Here is a 17,959-nt window from a genome sequence, read left to right on the forward strand (position 1 = left end):
CATTTTAAGTGTAACAAATTGGCTTCTTATGGTACTTATTAATAAGGAATTATAAAGGTGGAGGTTAAAATGTATAGATTTATGTTCATAAACATTAAAACTAGAATTAGCTTGATAATACTTATTACCCTTTTTTCTTTCTCTACTCTTTCCTGTTCAAATACATTAGAAGCTCCTAATGGTAAAGGAGAAGAAGGTGTTGACTATAAGGTAGAACAATTGATTAATGATGAAGAAATGAATAAATACCAAGAAAATGATAGTAATGGGCAGGATTTAGAGGAAATTTTAAAAATAACTAGTAGCACCTTTGAAATCATTAGAGACTATCTAGAAGAAATGGAGGCTGTTATTAGGCAGGATTGGTCTATTGATAATAAGTTAGTAGCCTTTTCATGGGGTAAAGATGGCTGGGATGACAAAATGTACATATGGAGAGTTGGAGAAGTGGAGCCAATTCAAATTGCAGATGTAGAAGATAGACTATGTAAGTTTTACTGGTCACCAGATACTAATTTTGTCTTTGCGGATGCAGGTTCTAGTTCAGAGCGAGTAGGCTACCTTATATCTATGGATTGGTTTAAGAAAATAGATGCAATACCATATGTTGGAAGCCCCCTTTGGTCTCCTGATTCAAAATGGATAGCAATTGGTAAATTCAGCAATGTAAAACTGTTACCTCTAACAGAGTGGTATAACACAGTAGATATGGTTTTGTATAATGTACTAACAAAAGAAATAAAGATATTAGCTGAGGGAAGAGAAGACTTTTTTTACATACCAAAAAGTTGGGATGGAGATGGAAGGTTAACATATCTTAAAAGAAGCATTCTAGATTCCAGTAGTCAAGAAGAAATAATATATAATTATTTATTTCCCCAACAAAATGAGGCAGCAATTATAAATAATGAAATTATTATTACAAGAGACGAGGTAGAAATTATAATAAAGGGTTCCAGAATGGATGTTTCTGTTGAAGAGGCGATTAAGATAAGGGCAGGATACAAATTACTTCTTCATGAGGCTCAGCAAAGAGAGATCAAATTATCTAAACAAGAAGCAGATGAACTAATAGAGAACCAGCTTAGAGACATAGAAGATACAAGAGCAATTTTACCAGATGAAGTATTAGATGCCTATGGAGTATCTGAAAAAGAGTATTGGGAGGATATATATCCTAATGAGGCAGTAGAATTTGAAATTATAAGAAGGTTAGGAGAGATGTTAGTTCAGGAAGCCATTGATAGAGGAGAATTAACTTCAAACCTCCAAGATGGGGGTAATGAGTATTTTCAGAAGTACCGTGATGAATTAGTTAGCTCTGCTAATATAAAGTTAAATCAAGATATTCTAGAACTAAGGTAGTTACTATTCGTCTACATAATGTGTCAGGGTAGATGTAGTTGAGTAAAATGGATTATTAAACCTATCCATCTATATGATGCGGCACAGGTCGATGGATTATGTGCAACAAATTGATTATATAGTACATTGTGGTTATAATATTCCAAAAATAGGGGGAAGCCCATGAAAATTACTAAATGGTTCTTTATAAGTTTTATAATATCTTATTCAATGTTAGGGTATTTGAGTGTATTTTTAGTAAGTATTAGCTGGAAACAGCAACAACATGGGACAAAATAAGAGAATATTTTAAAATTGCAATTACATATATGGCATTATATAAACTAATTATTTCAGCTTTAATTGCACTTATAACTAATGCAGTTGTAAACAGGTTTAGAAATGGTGTGAGTAAAATATAAAGTCTGTAGTAGCATTTATGAAAAGAATTAAATTAATGCTTAATACGCACTCTTTATAAAATACGCTACAAAGTAAATATCCAAAATTCTATTTTTAAGGGTGCGCTATGCACTCTTTTTCATTTGTGCTTTATACTAACATATTTCCATAATGTTGCAGGAAATGTAAATTTTATGGAGAAATTGTCCAAAAAGTACATTAAAGAAGAAGTGGATGATTCAACACATTCCAAAAGTCCAGGATAATATTGTCTATAATGGGCAGTTGGAAATGATATCCATGGAGGGATGATATTGCTGTTATTTGATGCATACATATTTGTCGATTGGAGTGCTGCTAATGGAGTTCAGCCACGGAGGCCAACAGCAGACGCGGTGTGGTCCGGAGAGCTTATCCCTAGCTTAAACTACCAACAGGAAACATATCACCAAACTCGAAAAGATGGTGCCTCACATGTCATAAACGTGCTATTAGAACATGTCAAGGAAAAGCGAAGGGTGCTTGTGGGATTTGATTTTCCTTACGGTTACCCAAGCGGTTTTGCAAGAGCGTTAAATCTTCCTTCCGGTACTCAAGCATGGTGGGAAATCTGGACTGAACTGGCATTAAGGGTAGAAGATAGAACTAACAACCAAAATAATAGGTTCCATGCCGCTGGAGAACTGAATGCAATTACAGGATGTGGTAAGACTGGACCGTTCTGGGGTTGTCCAACCCAATATGAAACTAACAATTTAAAACGTTACTCACCAGGTTTTCCTTTTATCACTGCGTGTGGAGTTTTGCAGAGACTCCGCATAGTTGAAAACCGGTTGCCAGGAACACAGGAGGTATGGGGGCTATTTGGGCCAGGGCGGGTAGGTAGTCAGGCACTGGTGGGCATTCCTTATCTATACAAGCTGCGCCGACACCTGGAATTAGTTCAATTCAGTCGCGTTTGGCCGTTTGAAACACTATTTACTGTAACGCCGTCAGTTGCTCAAGGTCCCTTCGTTTTACACGCAGAAATATGGCCAGGCGTTGTGGATGATAGAGTTCGTCAGATGATGATTATTTATCCTGATTTAATTCGTGACAGAGCCCAAGTTCGGGCAATGTGTGAATGGGCTGCCGAACTAGATTTACAAGGTTCGCTTGAACATCTTTTTACTCAGCCTAAAGGGTTGAGTCCTCAGCAGATTCAAGCCTGTATTGAAGAGGAAGGCTGGATTCTCGGAGCAGTTTAAGTACTACCGTGCCAGCGACTAATATGCGAAGGCATAAGAGTTTTTGATAAGGAGAGGGGTTAAATGGGGCTTTCGGAGTGGAGTACTATGTATTTTACAAAGTATTGGTGTAATTAAGGATACCGCACTTAGACCTACTGTTACAACACTACGCACAACTCCCAAGGAAATTTCTGAATTACAGAAGATTCTTAATAGATCTAATATTGTTGTTACCACAATGTCATTGTTACAAAGGTTTTCTGATTATTATTTGACAGCAATCAGCGAAATCTGCGATACATTAATTGTGGACGAAGCTCACCATGAGGTAAAATGATATTAGAGGTCCTGCCTTTAATTATAACTGCATTTTTACTAGCAGGAATGATTCAAGTTCTTATCACAAAAGAAACTATTAATAAGTGGCTGGGAAAAGACGCTGGGATTAAGGACATTTTTTTAGGGGCTATAGCCGGAGCATTAATGCCAGGAGGTCCTTATGCATTCTACCCTATTGCTGCTTCATTTCTTATTTCAGGTGCCGAAATAGGAACTGTGCTGGCCTTTGTTGTTTTAAGAAAGATACGTATGTTCAAGTTCATGTAAAAGTTCATGAAACTCCTCGTGTTTTCCAGTTCCTATCCTTTCCACTTCTATTTTCTCGAATTCCTCTGCTAGTTTTTCCTGCATTTCTTCGTTTATAAGCTGGTCAGCTAAAACAAAAATATTGGTATCCTCTTCCTCTATGTGCTGAGTTAGTAAATTTTTATAACCTTGTGTATTTTTAAGTAGATCTTCGGTAGCAGAATAATCCTTTGCTGAGTATCTTTCAACGGCTTCTCTTAGTCCTTTAATATAATTTCTTCCGATATTATGCTCTTCCAACAAGGTGCCAATAGGCCCACCTTTATTAATAACACCCATTTTTTCTAGTTGCGGGAATAGTATTTCTTCTTCTTTGGCATGATGGCATTTGTCTACAAAGACTATTAAAAACTCGGTAATCCTAGTCAGATGATTGGGGTCCACTTCTTCCCCTTTTGAAATTCTGGCACAAATATTATCTAACACCTTCAACATAAATTTGACTGCAGCATGTTCTTCTTTCAATTGTTTGGTAGCTAACATCATAACACCCCTTTTAAATAAATTCATTCTTGTTTCTTTTAAAGTAAGTATAAATAATAATTCCACTATTGAGTATGACATTTATCACAGTTGCCATTGTTTTTTAAATCTATTACCCTGTTATTTGTCTTTAGTCTGTCTGAGTGTTATAAAGTTATACTTAATGATAGTGTAAAAAGACAGGAATATCCTGTCTGTAGAATCAAAAAACTACAAACCTATTGTTTGTAGTAAGTTTATTAAATTTGGCAGGGGTGACGCGACTTGAACACGCAACCAATGGATTTGGAGTCCACTACTCTACCAATTGAGCTACACCCCTGCATTATGGTAGCGGTGGTAGGACTTGAACCTACGACTCTGCGGGTATGAACCGCATGCTCTAGCCAGCTGAGCTACACCGCCATGGCACTAGTATATTATAGCACGGTCAATTTAAAAAGTAAAAGAAATTTTATGGTAAAAAGCACTTTAAAGTATTTCGTGCAGATAATTATTCTACCACAGATAAGTTATAATAACAACCATGTTTATTCGCGGCTGTGATTATTTACGGTCAATTCTACTGCAATTCCAGGGTAAAACCTAAAGTTTTTGTTTTAGATGAATTAAATAGTTTTTTGGGGGAAATTTAACCTTAGAATAAATATTAAATGAGGAGTAGTGATCCACATGAATTGGCAGGGTTGGCCAGTTGAGAGAATTGTTTATTTGTATATATTTTTTGTTTTTGTAGGTCTTGGAATTCAAATCTTTCTTTATCATTACCGGGGAAATTTCCGGCATGTGATAATGTGGGGGCCTGTAAGTCTCGCGCCCATAATTGCCATTACTGCAGGATTGCTGGTATTGTATAACTTGCCAATAATAAGGACAATTCTTGCTGTGCTACTTGTTATTATACTTTTAGTTGGGTTAGTGGGCTTTACCTTACATGTCAGAGGTGTAAACCTACGGGTCGGAGGGTTGCAAATGAATAATATTTTAACTGGTCCTCCCATAGTACTGCCTTTAACTTTAGTGGGAAACGGCCTGCTTGGTTTAGCAGTACTCTACTGGCAGGTGATATTTAAATGAATACTCGTTACAAGGAATTTGATGTGATGAGATCCTTTGAGGAATGGGATGAGAGGACTCAAAAACTTATAGAGCAAAGAATTGCATCAGGTGAGAAAATCATGTTTTTTTCAGATAAACAAAAAGAACTATTAATTGACGTGCTTAAGGTTCTCTTGGCTGAGGAAAATGAAGATATTATAAAAAGAGTGGCGGCCTTCATTGGGGAACAACTAGAAAAGAATAAGGGCAAAGGCTATAGAGAAGCAACACTTCCGGAAGCGGAAATTCTATATTTAGAGGGCTTAAAAGGAATTCAAGAAGCATCTGCGGCCATGTATAGCGGTAAGGACTTTGGTGAATTAAGTCATGAGCAGAAAATAAAAGTATTAGAGGCTATAAGGCAGGGCAACCCAGGTGGCCGAGCTTGGCAGAAAATTAATGGGAAGAAATTCTTTAAGGATTTTTTAACCCAAGCTGTTTCCGGATTTTATTCGCAGCCAGAAATTTGGTCCCAAATAGGATATGCTGGGCCTGCCTATCCTAGGGGTTATGTTCGTGTTGAACTTGGGGGAAAGGATCCATGGGAGGCTAAAATGAATGAGTAAATGGATAAATGAAACAGTAGATTTTTGTATTGTTGGAGCAGGGGCAGCAGGCAGCGTCCTTGCAAAGGAGCTTAGTGAGGATGGATTTTCTGTTGTTCTTCTTGAAGCTGGGCCTTTAATGGATCCTCAAAGTGAATGGGTAAGTGACGAAGTTGAAATGAACAGTATGCTTGCCTGGAATGATTTACGAATAGTGGAAGGGAAAAACCCCCTTAAAATGGGTCATAATAACTCTGGAAAGGGTGTGGGAGGAGGTACTAATCATTTTTCTGGAGTTTCATTAAGATTTCATCCATCTGATTTTAAAGTTAAATCAAAAGATGGAGTAGCAGAGGACTGGCCAATTGGGTATAAAGATTTAGAGCCATATTATACAATTCTGGAAAAAGAAATAGGGGTCTCAGGTCCAAAGCATTTTCCGTGGGGAGCCTTTAATGGTCCATATCCTCTTCCTCAGAGGAATCCAGTAAATGCGGTGGCAGAGGTATTCATGGTAGGATGTGAGAGATTAGGTATACGAAGCTCGGTGGTACCATTAGCCATACTATCTATGCCACACAATGATAGGCCGCCGTGTACCAATAGGGGCTTCTGCAATCAGGGGTGTATACCCAATGCTAAGTTTAGCACCCTGATAACATATGCTAGATGGGCAGAAAATGCTGGTGCTGAAATAAGGCAAAACTCTATGGCAACACGGATAGAAACCTCAAAGGGGAAGGTTACTGGTGTGGAATATACCCATGAAGGGAAGGAGATTTTACAAAAGGCAAAAGTTGTCATACTCTCTGCCTTTGTCATAGAAACACCCAGGTTACTTTTTAATTCCTCAACACCTAAATTTCCTGACGGCTTAGCAAACAGTAGTGGCATGGTAGGGAAAAACTTAATGCCTCACAGTAGCCATGATATTTATGCAAGATTTGATAAAGAGATACTCCCATATAAAGGAACCCCTGTAATGGCAACAACACAGGATTTTTATGAAACCAATGAAAACAACGGCTATGTAAGAGGCTTTTCAATACATTCCCATGGATTTAGACCTGTGGGTTTTGTGAGACAGGTTGCAGGACATTATTTGCTCTATGGGGAACACTTACGAGAGGTCACCAGAGACTACAATCATTATTCAAGAGTTACCCTAATTGGAGAGGTGTTGCCAAATGAGAAAAACTGCGTTACCCTCGATCCTAATATAAAAGACAGTTATGGGTTGCCTGTGCCAAGGATAAGTTTCAGCTACGGTGAAAATGATCTGGCAATTATAGAATCAGGAATCGCAAAATGTAAGGATATTATGGAAGCTGCAGATGGGAAGGTTGAATTTGTAGTTGAAGATAGTGCCCATTTAATGGGAACATGCAGAATGGGAAATGACCCAAAAAACTCTGTGGTGAATGAGTACTGTCAAAGTCATGATATTCCTAATCTGTTCATATGTGACGCAAGTGTTTTTGTAACTTCTACACCTGCTAACCCAACCTTGACAGTAATGGCAATCGCTAAAAGAACAGGAGATTATATAAAAGAGAAGGCAAAAATGGGAGACTTATAGACATACTTTGGACATTAGATATTTAATAGAGTAATTTACTGAAATAATTTCTGAAAATCTATTGCCAAGGTGTTTGGACATATGGTATACTTGCAAACAATCAAACTATATTTAAAAGTGATGAAAGAGAAAAGTAGGTAGACTGAAGTCCTTCAGGGATAAGGTGCCATAGACTGGAAGCATCTTTAGGAAAGAGGTATACTGAAGTTCGCTCTTGAGCTGTAGGGTGAAACTGCTCCGAAAGCAGTAAGTAGTCCGAACCGGATCTTCTCCGTTAAAATGAAGCCAGTATCGGGTAGATATACCCCGTACAGGAAACTCAAGGTGGCTAGATATTTTCTAGCTATTAGGGTGGTACCGCGCTAAGCATAAGCTTTTCGTCCCTACAGGATGAAAAGCTTTTTATATTTTACCAACAGCTAACGGGTACTGGACTAAGGGGGCAACTGTCTAGTTGCTTAAAAGGGTGGTACCGCGGTTAAGAACCGTCCCTCGTTTCATTAGAGGGACGGTTTTTCCTATGTAGGAAAGGGGACACACCTCAATTACAGGGTGAATTTTGTGTCCGAGGAATGTCCCCAAACTATATTGCTAAGGAGGTGAAAAAATGTTTGGAATATCTGATTGGCAGGTTTCTATGGCTTATATTTTAACTTTACTATCTGCAATTTTATGCGTTGTTTACGGAGTTGTTAAGTGGAATAGTGACAATTAAACAAAATTTTAGTTTTAAGCTTTTATTCTGACTACTGAATCCTGTATTCTAAACTGAGAAAGGAAGGGTTAATATGAACAATATTTTGCTATATGGTTTAATTATTCTTTATCTAGCTATTGTCGCTGGTTTAACGTACTTGGCTTACAGCCGAACAAAGAGCTCCAAGGACTACTTAATTGCTGGGGGAAACGCTCATCCATTTTTGATGGCAATGGCCTATGGTTCAACTTTCATTAGTACTTCCGCCATTATAGGGTTTGGTGGTGCGGCAGCACTTTTTGGGATGGGTATGATGTGGCTGGCATTTCTAAATATATTTGTGGGTATTTTCTTAGCATTCATTCTTTTTGGGAAGCCTACATTGCGCTTAAGCAAAGAATTAAATGTGAGTACTTTTCCTGAGCTTTTGGGTAAAAGATATGACTCAAAATTTATTCAACAATACGCAGCGGTGATCATCTCGCTGACAATGCCCTTGTATGCAGCTGCAGTAATGATAGGGGCAGCTTGGTTTTTACAACTTGTATTAGATGTGCCATACAGCACTACAGTATGGATTTTTGGAATAATAGTAGGAATTTATGTTATGACTGGTGGACTTAAAGGGGTATTTTACAACGATGCTTTTCAAGGAACTTTAATGTTTGTGGGTATGTTCATTCTTTTAATTGCTACGTACATTCAATTAGGTGGAGTTACAAATGCGCATATGGCATTAACAAATCTAGCACACTTGGTCCCAGAAAACCTTGTTGCCCAGGGGCATCAGGGATGGACTCAAATGCCAAAGTTTATTTCAGAACAGTGGTGGGTCTTAGTTTCAACCTTAGTTCTTGGAGTAGGGATAGGCGTCTTGGCTCAGCCGCAGTTGATTGTACGCTATATGACTGTCAAAGGTCCCAAGGAATTAAACAGGGCAGTAGCCATTGGTGGAGTATTTATCATTATGATGACTGGTGTAGCTTTTTTGGTAGGTTCTTTGACAAATGTGTATTTTCATCAAAACCTAGGACAAATATCCCTAGCTGCCTCTGTTGATCCAGTCACTAATGTGGCAAATATAGATAGAATAATTCCTCTTTATATAAATATGGCTATGCCGGAATGGTTTTCATATTTGCTGCTTCTAACACTTCTGGCAGCAGCGATGTCAACCTTGAGCGGGCAATTTCATGCTATTGGAACGTCAATAAGCCATGATCTTTATAAATCTTCAGGTTTACTAGGTCACAGGGGAGGTATAATAGTCGCTTTATTGGCAACTGTATGGTTATGCTTTAAACTTCCCCCTAGCATTATTGCGATTTCAACGGCCATGTTTTTTGGGATATGTGCATCAACCTTCTTGCCAGCTTATAGTGCAGCTCTTTTCTGGAAAAAGGCAACAAGATCAGGTGCTATAGCAAGCATGATAGTGGGTTCATTTGCAAATATTCTTTATATGATGTTTATCCATGCCAAAGAAGCTAATGCTATAGGCATAAGTAAAGCTCTATTTGATAAAAGCACTTTACTTAGTTCTCCCTGGACTGTGGTTGACCCAATGCTTGTAAGTCTTCCTATTGCGGCTTTTACCCTGGTGGTTGTTAGTCTTTTAACCCAGGAGCAGGAAAGTGATGTAACACAAAAAACAGCTTTAGCAAAGAGTAATGCTTGAAATTAATGCTTTAGTAACCAATAAACAAAGCTTGTTGACCGCCAATAGAACAAGAAATTTCCAGCAAAGTTAATATAACCTATTGAATTATAGTGATATATTGATGATAATTGAGGAAAGTTCATTCATATAAGGCGGGCTGGAAGTGGATAAAAGTAAACTAGGTATAATAATTACAGGATTATCAGCAGCGGGATTTGGCTCCATGGCAATATTTGCTAAGATTGCCTATGCGCATGGTTCCAATGTAATAACAGTATTAGCTATCCGTTTTGTGGCAGCAAGTCTACTGTTTTTATTAATAATGAAAGTATCAAACACACCTTGGAGTATAAAGAGAAGGCAGTTATTATACTTAATTGGACTTGGTGCAGCGGGTTATGGTGTTCTGTCAAATTTGTTTTTCTATGGGGTGTCTTTGATACCTGCTTCAGTAGCTAGCCTTGTTTTGTATACTTATCCGACAATTGTCTGCATAATGGCCTACTTGCTAGGTGATGAAAAAATGTATCCCAAAAAAGTCATTGCCCTAATTGTATCAGGAGTGGGTTTAATACTTGTACTAGGACCAACCTTTGAAAATTTAAATATTAGGGGAGTTATTTCAGTTCTTGCGACAGCAGTACTTTATGCATTGTATATTGTAATGAGTAATAGGGTACTAAAAGAGGTTCATTGGCTGCCCAGTTCCACCATTGTTACTTTATCTGCAGCTGGATTTTTCACTATAGGAGGCAGTATTACTGGCAAGATAGATTATTCAGTATCAGGCGTTGTTTTACTTAGTGCACTGGGAATAGCACTTTTTTCAACTGTATTAGCTATCGGGGGCCTCTATGCTGGGATTAGCATGATTGGTCCGTCTAAGGTAGCTATAGTGAGTACTTTTGAGCCAGTTGTGACAATAGTTTTGGCAGCTATTATTTTCTCAGAAGTCCTAGCTGTAGAGCAGTTTTTAGGCGGAACTCTCATACTTGTGTCAATTATTATATTGCAGTTATCAAGAGATCAAAAGTGGCAAACTAATAGATTGGAAGAAATAGAGAGAACAGAAGAGCAGTAATAACAAGCACTAATTTGCTTATAGGAGGTAAAAATTATGTATTGGAATGAAAAATATGAATGCCTAACAAGAAATGAACTACAGCATTTACAATTAGAAAGATTAAAACAAACCCTTGAAAGAGCCTATCACAATGTAAATCATTATAGAAAAACAATGCAAACAGCAGGTGTGGAACCTAAGGATTTAAAAACCCTGGAGGATCTGCAAAAATTTCCGTTTACCAGAAAGACAGATTTAAGGGATAACTATCCATATGGAATGTTTGCCGTTAATTTGAGTGAGGTTGTAAGAATTCATTCCTCATCAGGTACTACAGGAAAGCCCACGGTTGTTGGATATACAAGAAATGATATTAATAACTGGTCAGAGCTTATGGCACGTTCTCTTATGAGCGCTGGAGCACAAAAAGAGGATGTCATTCAAAATGCTTATGGATATGGTTTATTTACAGGGGGTCTTGGTGTACATTATGGTGCAGAGAAAATTGGCGCGTCCATAATTCCCATTTCAGGTGGTAATACTAAAAGACAGGTAATGATAATGAAGGACTATGGAAGTACTATAATAACCTGTACACCATCCTATGCCTTATTTATAGCTGAAGTTATAGAGGAAATGGGATTAGGGCCTGAGGACTTTAAATTAAAGGCAGGAATATTTGGAGCTGAGCCCTGGTCGGAGAATATGCGCAAGGAAATTGAGCAGAGATTAGGAATATTAGCAATTGATATATATGGGCTTAGTGAAATAATAGGCCCAGGTGTGGCAGTTGAGTGTAAGCATAAAAATGGTTTACACGTTATGGAGGATCATTTTATTGTTGAAATTATAAACCCTGAAACAGGGGAAGTGCTTCCACCTGGAGAAAGAGGGGAGCTTGTATTTACTTCTCTCACCAAAGAAGCATTGCCTATTATACGGTATCGAACTGGAGATATTTCCAGGTTAATTATAGAAGAATGTGAATGCGGCAGGACAAGTGTTAAGATAGGTAGAATTGAAGGTAGAACAGATGACATGCTAATTATTAGGGGTGTAAATGTTTTCCCATCGCAGATAGAGCACGTTCTCCTGGAAATTGGCGAAACAGAGCCTCATTATATATTAGTTGTAGATAGAATTGGTAGCTTGGATATATTAGAGGTTCAGGTTGAGGTTTCTGAGAAAATGTTTTCTGATGAAGTAAGGCAGCTTGAGGTAATAAGTAAAAAAATTAGAAATGAAATAGAAAGTGTTCTTGGAGTTTCTGTAACAGTAAAACTAGTAGAACCAAAGAAAATAGCTAGAAGTGAAGGAAAGGCTCAAAGGGTTATTGATAAGAGAAAAATATAAGGAGGAATTTTGATGGTTGTAAAACAAATATCAGTTTTTCTAGAAAATACACCTGGCCGTTTAAGGGCAGTAACCTCTGCTCTGGCAGAAAACAAAATAAATATTAGAGCTCTTAATTTAGCTGACACTTCAGATTTTGGGGTTCTTAGGCTAATAGTAGATAAGCCAGAGTTAGCAGTAATAATACTTAAGGAAAAGAATTTTACTGTAAAATTGGCAGATGTAATCGCAGTTGAAATGGATGATACACCTGGAGGACTTGATGCAGTTTTGAATATATTAGATGAAAGAAAAGTTAATATTGAGTATATGTATGCCTTTATGGGTGCAAAACCAAGGAAGGCACTTGTAATCTTTAGAGTTGATAATCTAGAAGAAGCTGCTGAAGGTTTAAAGGAAAAAGGCATACGTTTGATTATTACCGAGGAAGAAGCAGCAGACTTAATTTATTACTGCTGGGATTGAAAACAGAATAATATGTTATAAAGGGGCCTTTGCTTTTAGAGCAGAGGCTTATTTTTATACTATCAGAAAGAAGTATAAGTTCAAACAAAGTAGATAGTATTCACAAAGACTAAGGCTTCCGCCTACGTCTAAGGACTTGGCGCACTATAGTACTGGTATTTCTACTCATCGCAAAAGGCACAATGCTAGAACTACTGGCGCAAACCAAGTTTTGTTTTATACTCATATCTGCCTTTAAATAGGGTTGCTTATGTGATATTCTAATGGGGTACCGTACTAAAAATTTAGGTGTTTGGAGTGTTAATATGAAAATCTGTCCCCAATGCACAAGTGACAGCCATGAGAGAACCTCATCTACAGGTTTGAGGGTGGTAGGTTGTATTGTTCTCCTTTTTATACCCTATGGTTTTTTTATTTGCTGGGTGCCGTTTGTTTTACCACACAAATTCCTGTGTAATGTATGTGGTTATCATGGGAAGGAAGAGGAGCTTCTTAATTTAGATTGGCGAGAAAGTGAGGAGTTAAAAGGCCAGCATAGAGAATTACATGAAAAACTACAGCCGGTTAAGGACATGTGGGTACAAGATACAAAGCAAAATTCCTATAAAGTAATACATGGCAAGGGGCAGTATCTTTTATTAAAGGTTTTGGAAAATAACATAGTACCATATCGTATCGTTGGCTATGACAAAGATACTGATCCAAAAAGAATAATGATTAAAGATAACCTTGTAGAAAATTTTAACGTTACTTCATCTATTTCCAAAATCATTGATAAGAGTAATGTTCAGGTAAATGATTTTGGTAAAACCATCTTGTTGGATGAGGAAGTTACTAAATTTTTTAGCTGCAATGTAGAAGAGTTCTCACAATGGTTAAATGAGCAAGCAAAAGTAGCACTATTGATAGATATAGAGGTTTTACCCAATACTGAAAGAACAATTATTGAAGGTAAAAATGGCTATTCTAATAAGAGTACTCTCTTTACAAATGAAAATGAAGAAGAAGCATCAGATTCTAAGAAGTATAATGACTTCCACGTATAATGAGGAAACAAATGCCTAGGAGAAAGGATAAAAAAATCTAAACTAAAACAGGATTTTTTAGTTTTAAGTTGAATATAATTTAGTTAATGACCTTAAGCGCGAGTCTTGGGGTCATTAACTAATAACTTTCAGATAATAACTTAATATGTAGAATGGAAGGATGGTAGGAATGAAATTTGATATTTTCAGTCATCTCCAAGAGGTTTTTGGCCAAAGACATTTAAAAGCCAAAATGGAGGTGACTAACTAATGGTATGGTCAAGAGAAGAAACTATAGCTAGAGAAGAGTTAAATCAATTACAGTTAAATAGATTACAGGATACTGTAATGAAAATATATAATAACGTACCATTTTATAGAAAAAGGTTAGATGAAATGGGAGTTAAACCTGAAGATATTCAAAGTTTGGAGGATGTTACTAAACTTCCTTTTACAACAAAAGATGATTTTAGGGATAATTACCCCTATGGGCTTTTTGCAGTCCCCATGGATGATGTTGTAAGACTTCACGCGTCTTCAGGAACAACGGGAAAATCAACAGTAGTAGGATATACACAAAAAGACCTGAATACATGGACAGAGGTAGTTGCAAGAATCATTAAACAGGCAGGTGTAACTAATAGAGATATAGTCCAGGTTGCCTTTGGCTATGGATTATTTACAGGAGCATTTGGACTTCACTATGGATTGGAAAAGGTAGGGGCAACAGTAGTACCAACTTCATCTGGTGGAACAGAAAAGCAAATTATGATTATGAAAGATTTTGGAACTACCGTGCTTGTTAGTACGCCCTCCTATGCCCTTCATATGGCAGAGGTTGCAGAAAAGATGGGACTCATAGGAGATTTAAAGCTGAGAGTAGGTCTTTTTGGTGCCGAAGGCTGTAGTGATGAAATGAGAAAAGAAATTGAAAAAAGATGGGGAATAATTGCAACAGATAATTATGGATTAAGTGAAGTAATAGGACCTGGAGTATCAGGTGAGTGTGAATATAAACAGGGTATGCACATAAGTGAGGATCACTTCTTGGTTGAAGTAATTGATCCGCATACTCTGCAATCTGTCAAACCTGGACAAAAGGGTGAACTAGTTTTTACCACACTTACAAAGGAAGCTCTGCCAGTAATAAGATACAGGACAAAAGATATTTCGTATATAATGCAGGAGCCCTGCCATTGTGGAAGGACTACAGCGCGTATGGCAAAGGTCTCGGGTAGAAGTGATGATATGTTAATTATCAGGGGAGTAAATGTTTTCCCCTCCCAGATAGAGAGTGTTCTTATGGAAATAGATGGTATTGCACCTCATTATCAGCTTGTTGTTTCTAAAAAGAATCATATGGATCAATTGGAAGTTAAGGTTGAGGTTACTGCAGCTGCTTTAACAAGGGGGCACCTTGAAATACAGCGCATTGAAAGAACAGTTACAAAAAGACTGCAGTCTGTATTATCAATAAAGGCTGTAATTAGTATCATGGAACCTTTTACCATGGAGAGATTTCAAGGGAAAGCAAAAAGAGTTATTGACATGAGGCAAAAAGCAGCAATCTAGTTTCCGTTAATTAATGGGTGATATCATTCACTTTTTACTTCATATTTTATACTTTTGTTGGTAGACAGTTAAAGACTTGCTGAAAGGCAAGTCTTATTCTGCTTGCCACTTTAACCTTGTTTGAGTTATGATTTAATATAGATAATATAATATGAGTCTTATTAGCAGCATAGGCACACAGCCAAATTGCTAATTTTTTTCGCCTGCTTGGCGCAAGCCAAGTTTTGTTTTATGTTGAAAATGAGACAGTATGTTTAATAAAATGGGGGCTAAGCAGTGCATTTGCTGAAAATACTTTTCATTAGTTTAGGCCATATGATTACCGACATTGCACAGGGGGCTATTCCTCTGTTTCTTCCGTATTTAAAAGATGCATTTGAGTTAAGTTATTTTGCTGTGGGTTTAATATTTTTATTTAGTTCATTTTCATCTTCTATCATTCAACCCCTATTTGGATTCATTAGTGATCGCTATCAGTGCCTCTGGCTGCTTCCTGCTGGGTGTTTTCTCGCAATCGCCGGGGTTTCATTAATAGGATTTGTACCAAATTATTATCTCTTGCTATTGACAGTAACTTTATCTGGTTTAGGGGTAGCAGGATATCACCCTGAAGCCTCAAAAGCAGTTTTTTATTTAAGTGGAAACAAAAAGGCAACAGCAATGTCTATCTTTTCTTTAGGTGGCAATCTTGGGTTTGCTCTTGGTCCTATTATAGCTGCTATGTTCCTTGGGCTTTATGGTTTAAGGGGAACGGGAGGATTTATAGCTATTGGAATAATTATGGGAGGATTATTGCTTGTTCTTCTTCCCAATATAACGAAACAAATTGTATATAATAAAGAAATAATTAATAAGGGTAAAAGGATTAATGAAAAACCCAAGTTTATAATTACTATTCCAATTATTCTACTTATGTTGATAGTTACCATTAGATCTTGGACCCATATGGGTTTAATGATGAACATACCTTTATATTATATAGATTACCTGAAGATGGATACAGCCTATGGTAGCTCATTATTAACTGTTTTTTTAATGTTTGGGGCAGTAGGAACATTAATAGGTGGTCCTATAGCGGACAAACTTGGTTTAAAAACCATACTATATGCTTCCTTTATATCGGCACTTCCACTTATGTACTTTCTCTTTAACTCTAGTGGGTTTTCCACATATATATTTACAGGATTTATTGGAGCAAGCTTGATTTGTACTTTTTCTATTACCACTGTGTATGCACAAAAACTAATGCCAGAAAATATTGGCCTTGCTTCTGGGTTGGTACTTGGTTTTGCAATTGGTACTGGAGGGATTGGCACAACTTTATTAGGTTTAGTTGCAGATAATTATGGCCTTATGATGGCAATTAGGATCCTAACATATTTACCTGTTTTAGGGGTTATTTTAATTAGTTTTCTTCCTAGTCCTGATGAAGTTCATGAGGAAGTTGATGATGCAGTAAAAGTTTAAGTGTTTTTATCTAAGGAGAGGATTATCTTGAAAGAAGGGTTACAGTCGTCTATTAAGGCACCCTTATGGACAAAAGATTTTTGTTTAATATGCCTTACTAATCTCTTTTTATTTGCAGGCTTTCAAATGCTTATGCCTACCCTACCTTTATATGTAGAAATGCTTGGTGGAGGCAGAGTAGCTGTTGGCGCTGTCGGTGGGATATTTGCTATATCGGCCATAATAGTAAGGCCTATAGCAGGAAAGCTCCTTGATCAGGGAGGCAGGAAAAAGATTTTTGTGATGGGTCTAATTGTTTGTTTAATAGCTATATTTGGTTATCCATGGGCAAGTGGTTTGGTAATATTGATTATAGTAAGATTAATTCATGGGGTAGGATTTGGGATGGCAACTACCTCGGCAGGTACAATAGCTTCTGATTTAATACCTTCTAATCGGTTAGGTGAAGGTATGGGATACTACGGATTAACCAACACTTTTTCCATGGCCATAGCTCCTGCTATGGGGTTGCTACTATTATACTATACAAACTTTACAACCCTTTTCATAGTTGCTGCTGTATTTAGTATTTTTGCGTTACTTACAAGCTTTTCAATAACATGTCCAGAATTTGAAAGAGCGGAAACTACAAAAAGCTATAAGTACCTTGAACCTGCAGCCTTTTTGCCAAGCATTGTTATGCTGTTTACCGTTCTGCCATTTGGGGCAATTGTGTCATTTATATCTCTTTATGCTATAGAACAAGGTATTGAAAACATAGGTTTTTTCTTTACAGTATACGCAATGGCGTTAGCTGTAACTAGACCCTTAAGTGGAACATTATCAGATAGACATGGGTACCATAAGGTGATTGTGCCTGGATCTTTTTCCATGGCTACTGCAATGTATGTGATGAGTATTGCAAATAATCACTACTTATTTGCAATCGCGGCAATAATGTTTGGATTGGGAATAGGTCTAGTAATGCCCAGCATGCAGGCACTAACTATTAGGAATGTAGCCCCAAATAGAAGGGGTGCAGCTAATGGAACTTTCTTTTCTGCCTTTGACATAGGTATGGGCTTAGGTTCTCTGATATGGGGGGTTGTTGCCCATTTTTATGGTTATTCAATAATGTACATGATAACAATAATTCCTGTACTAATCGGGTTAGCTATTTTTTTAAGGTATTATAAGAAAACTTGATGTATTGATGACTTAAATAGTAAGGACTGCTTAGCTATATTGCTAAACAGTCCTTTTTCTATGCCTAATGTCTAGGTGCAAAGGTTGCACAGTCAGTATTATCAGTATTTGAAGCATTAGGACCTTGAATTTCAATAGATTTAGCTG

16 protein-coding genes and 2 tRNA genes are annotated in these 17,959 nt (G+C 37.2%); 15 read left to right on the forward strand and 3 right to left on the reverse strand.

Annotated features, from left to right (window positions below; genetic code table 11):
- The first annotated feature begins 69 nt into the window (after positions 1-69).
- The 4 genes from APF76_06835 to APF76_06850 all read left to right on the forward strand — a co-directional run bounded on the left by APF76_06835 (position 70) and on the right by APF76_06850 (position 3,581).
- The gene (locus APF76_06835; GenBank protein ID KUO51944.1) at positions 70-1,365 is read left to right on the forward strand and encodes a hypothetical protein; all 1,296 of its coding nucleotides are present in this window, start codon (positions 70-72) and stop codon (positions 1,363-1,365) included.
- A gap of 695 nt (positions 1,366-2,060) precedes the next feature.
- On the forward strand, positions 2,061-2,993 hold the full coding sequence (locus APF76_06840) for a hypothetical protein (GenBank protein KUO51945.1): 933 nt from the start codon (positions 2,061-2,063) through the stop codon (positions 2,991-2,993).
- A gap of 43 nt (positions 2,994-3,036) precedes the next feature.
- On the forward strand, positions 3,037-3,312 hold the full coding sequence (locus tag APF76_06845; GenBank protein ID KUO51946.1) for a hypothetical protein: 276 nt from the start codon (positions 3,037-3,039) through the stop codon (positions 3,310-3,312).
- Positions 3,309-3,581 (forward strand): hypothetical protein, encoded by a 273-nt coding sequence (locus APF76_06850; protein ID KUO51947.1) that lies wholly within the window; start codon positions 3,309-3,311, stop codon positions 3,579-3,581. The genes APF76_06845 and APF76_06850 overlap by 4 nt, the downstream gene beginning before the upstream one ends.
- Here APF76_06850 and APF76_06855 read toward each other — a convergent pair.
- The 3 genes from APF76_06855 to APF76_06865 all read right to left on the reverse strand — a co-directional run bounded on the left by APF76_06855 (position 3,549) and on the right by APF76_06865 (position 4,508).
- Positions 3,549-4,103, reverse strand: a complete 555-nt coding sequence (locus APF76_06855; GenBank protein ID KUO51948.1) for a hypothetical protein — start codon at positions 4,101-4,103, stop codon at positions 3,549-3,551. The genes APF76_06850 and APF76_06855 overlap by 33 nt on opposite strands.
- Positions 4,104-4,349: 246 nt before the next feature.
- Positions 4,350-4,425 (reverse strand) — tRNA-Trp (locus APF76_06860).
- Positions 4,426-4,431: 6 nt separating this feature from the next.
- Positions 4,432-4,508: transfer RNA gene (locus APF76_06865), tRNA-Met, on the reverse strand.
- A gap of 267 nt (positions 4,509-4,775) precedes the next feature.
- On the opposite strand from APF76_06865, the gene APF76_06870 reads away from it, so the two are divergent.
- The 11 genes from APF76_06870 to APF76_06920 all read left to right on the forward strand — a co-directional run bounded on the left by APF76_06870 (position 4,776) and on the right by APF76_06920 (position 17,812).
- Positions 4,776-5,180 (forward strand): hypothetical protein, encoded by a 405-nt coding sequence (locus APF76_06870; GenBank protein ID KUO51949.1) that lies wholly within the window; start codon positions 4,776-4,778, stop codon positions 5,178-5,180.
- Entirely contained in the window at positions 5,177-5,767 is a 591-nt protein-coding gene (locus APF76_06875; GenBank protein ID KUO51950.1) for a hypothetical protein, read from the forward strand. Before APF76_06870 ends, APF76_06875 begins: the two co-directional genes overlap by 4 nt.
- Positions 5,760-7,325 carry an oxidoreductase gene (locus tag APF76_06880; GenBank protein ID KUO51951.1) on the forward strand — a complete coding sequence of 522 codons (1,566 nt, stop codon included), beginning with the start codon at positions 5,760-5,762 and terminating at the stop codon, positions 7,323-7,325. The genes APF76_06875 and APF76_06880 overlap by 8 nt, the downstream gene beginning before the upstream one ends.
- Positions 7,326-8,113: 788 nt before the next feature.
- Positions 8,114-9,700, forward strand: coding sequence for a sodium:solute symporter (locus APF76_06885; protein KUO51952.1), 1,587 nt, complete (start codon positions 8,114-8,116; stop codon positions 9,698-9,700).
- Between the two features lie 145 nt (positions 9,701-9,845).
- Entirely contained in the window at positions 9,846-10,763 is a 918-nt protein-coding gene (locus APF76_06890; GenBank protein KUO51953.1) for a hypothetical protein, read from the forward strand.
- 33 nt (positions 10,764-10,796) lie between these two features.
- Positions 10,797-12,098, forward strand: a complete 1,302-nt coding sequence (locus APF76_06895) for a phenylacetate--CoA ligase (GenBank protein ID KUO51954.1) — start codon at positions 10,797-10,799, stop codon at positions 12,096-12,098.
- 12 nt (positions 12,099-12,110) lie between these two features.
- Entirely contained in the window at positions 12,111-12,563 is a 453-nt protein-coding gene (locus APF76_06900; GenBank protein KUO51955.1) for a hypothetical protein, read from the forward strand.
- Positions 12,564-12,868: 305 nt separating this feature from the next.
- Positions 12,869-13,609, forward strand: a complete 741-nt coding sequence (locus tag APF76_06905; protein KUO51956.1) for a hypothetical protein — start codon at positions 12,869-12,871, stop codon at positions 13,607-13,609.
- Between the two features lie 249 nt (positions 13,610-13,858).
- The gene (locus tag APF76_06910; GenBank protein KUO51957.1) at positions 13,859-15,160 is read left to right on the forward strand and encodes a phenylacetate--CoA ligase; all 1,302 of its coding nucleotides are present in this window, start codon (positions 13,859-13,861) and stop codon (positions 15,158-15,160) included.
- 276 nt (positions 15,161-15,436) lie between these two features.
- Positions 15,437-16,627 carry a hypothetical protein gene (locus tag APF76_06915; GenBank protein ID KUO51958.1) on the forward strand — a complete coding sequence of 397 codons (1,191 nt, stop codon included), beginning with the start codon at positions 15,437-15,439 and terminating at the stop codon, positions 16,625-16,627.
- Positions 16,628-16,654: 27 nt separating this feature from the next.
- Positions 16,655-17,812: a hypothetical protein gene (locus APF76_06920; GenBank protein ID KUO51959.1), complete on the forward strand. Its 1,158-nt coding sequence runs from the start codon at positions 16,655-16,657 to the stop codon at positions 17,810-17,812.
- The last annotated feature ends 147 nt before the right edge of the window (positions 17,813-17,959 follow it).

The sequence above is a fragment of the Desulfitibacter sp. BRH_c19 genome (assembly GCA_001515945.1).
Classification (GTDB): domain Bacteria; phylum Bacillota; class DSM-16504; order Desulfitibacterales; family Desulfitibacteraceae; genus Desulfitibacter.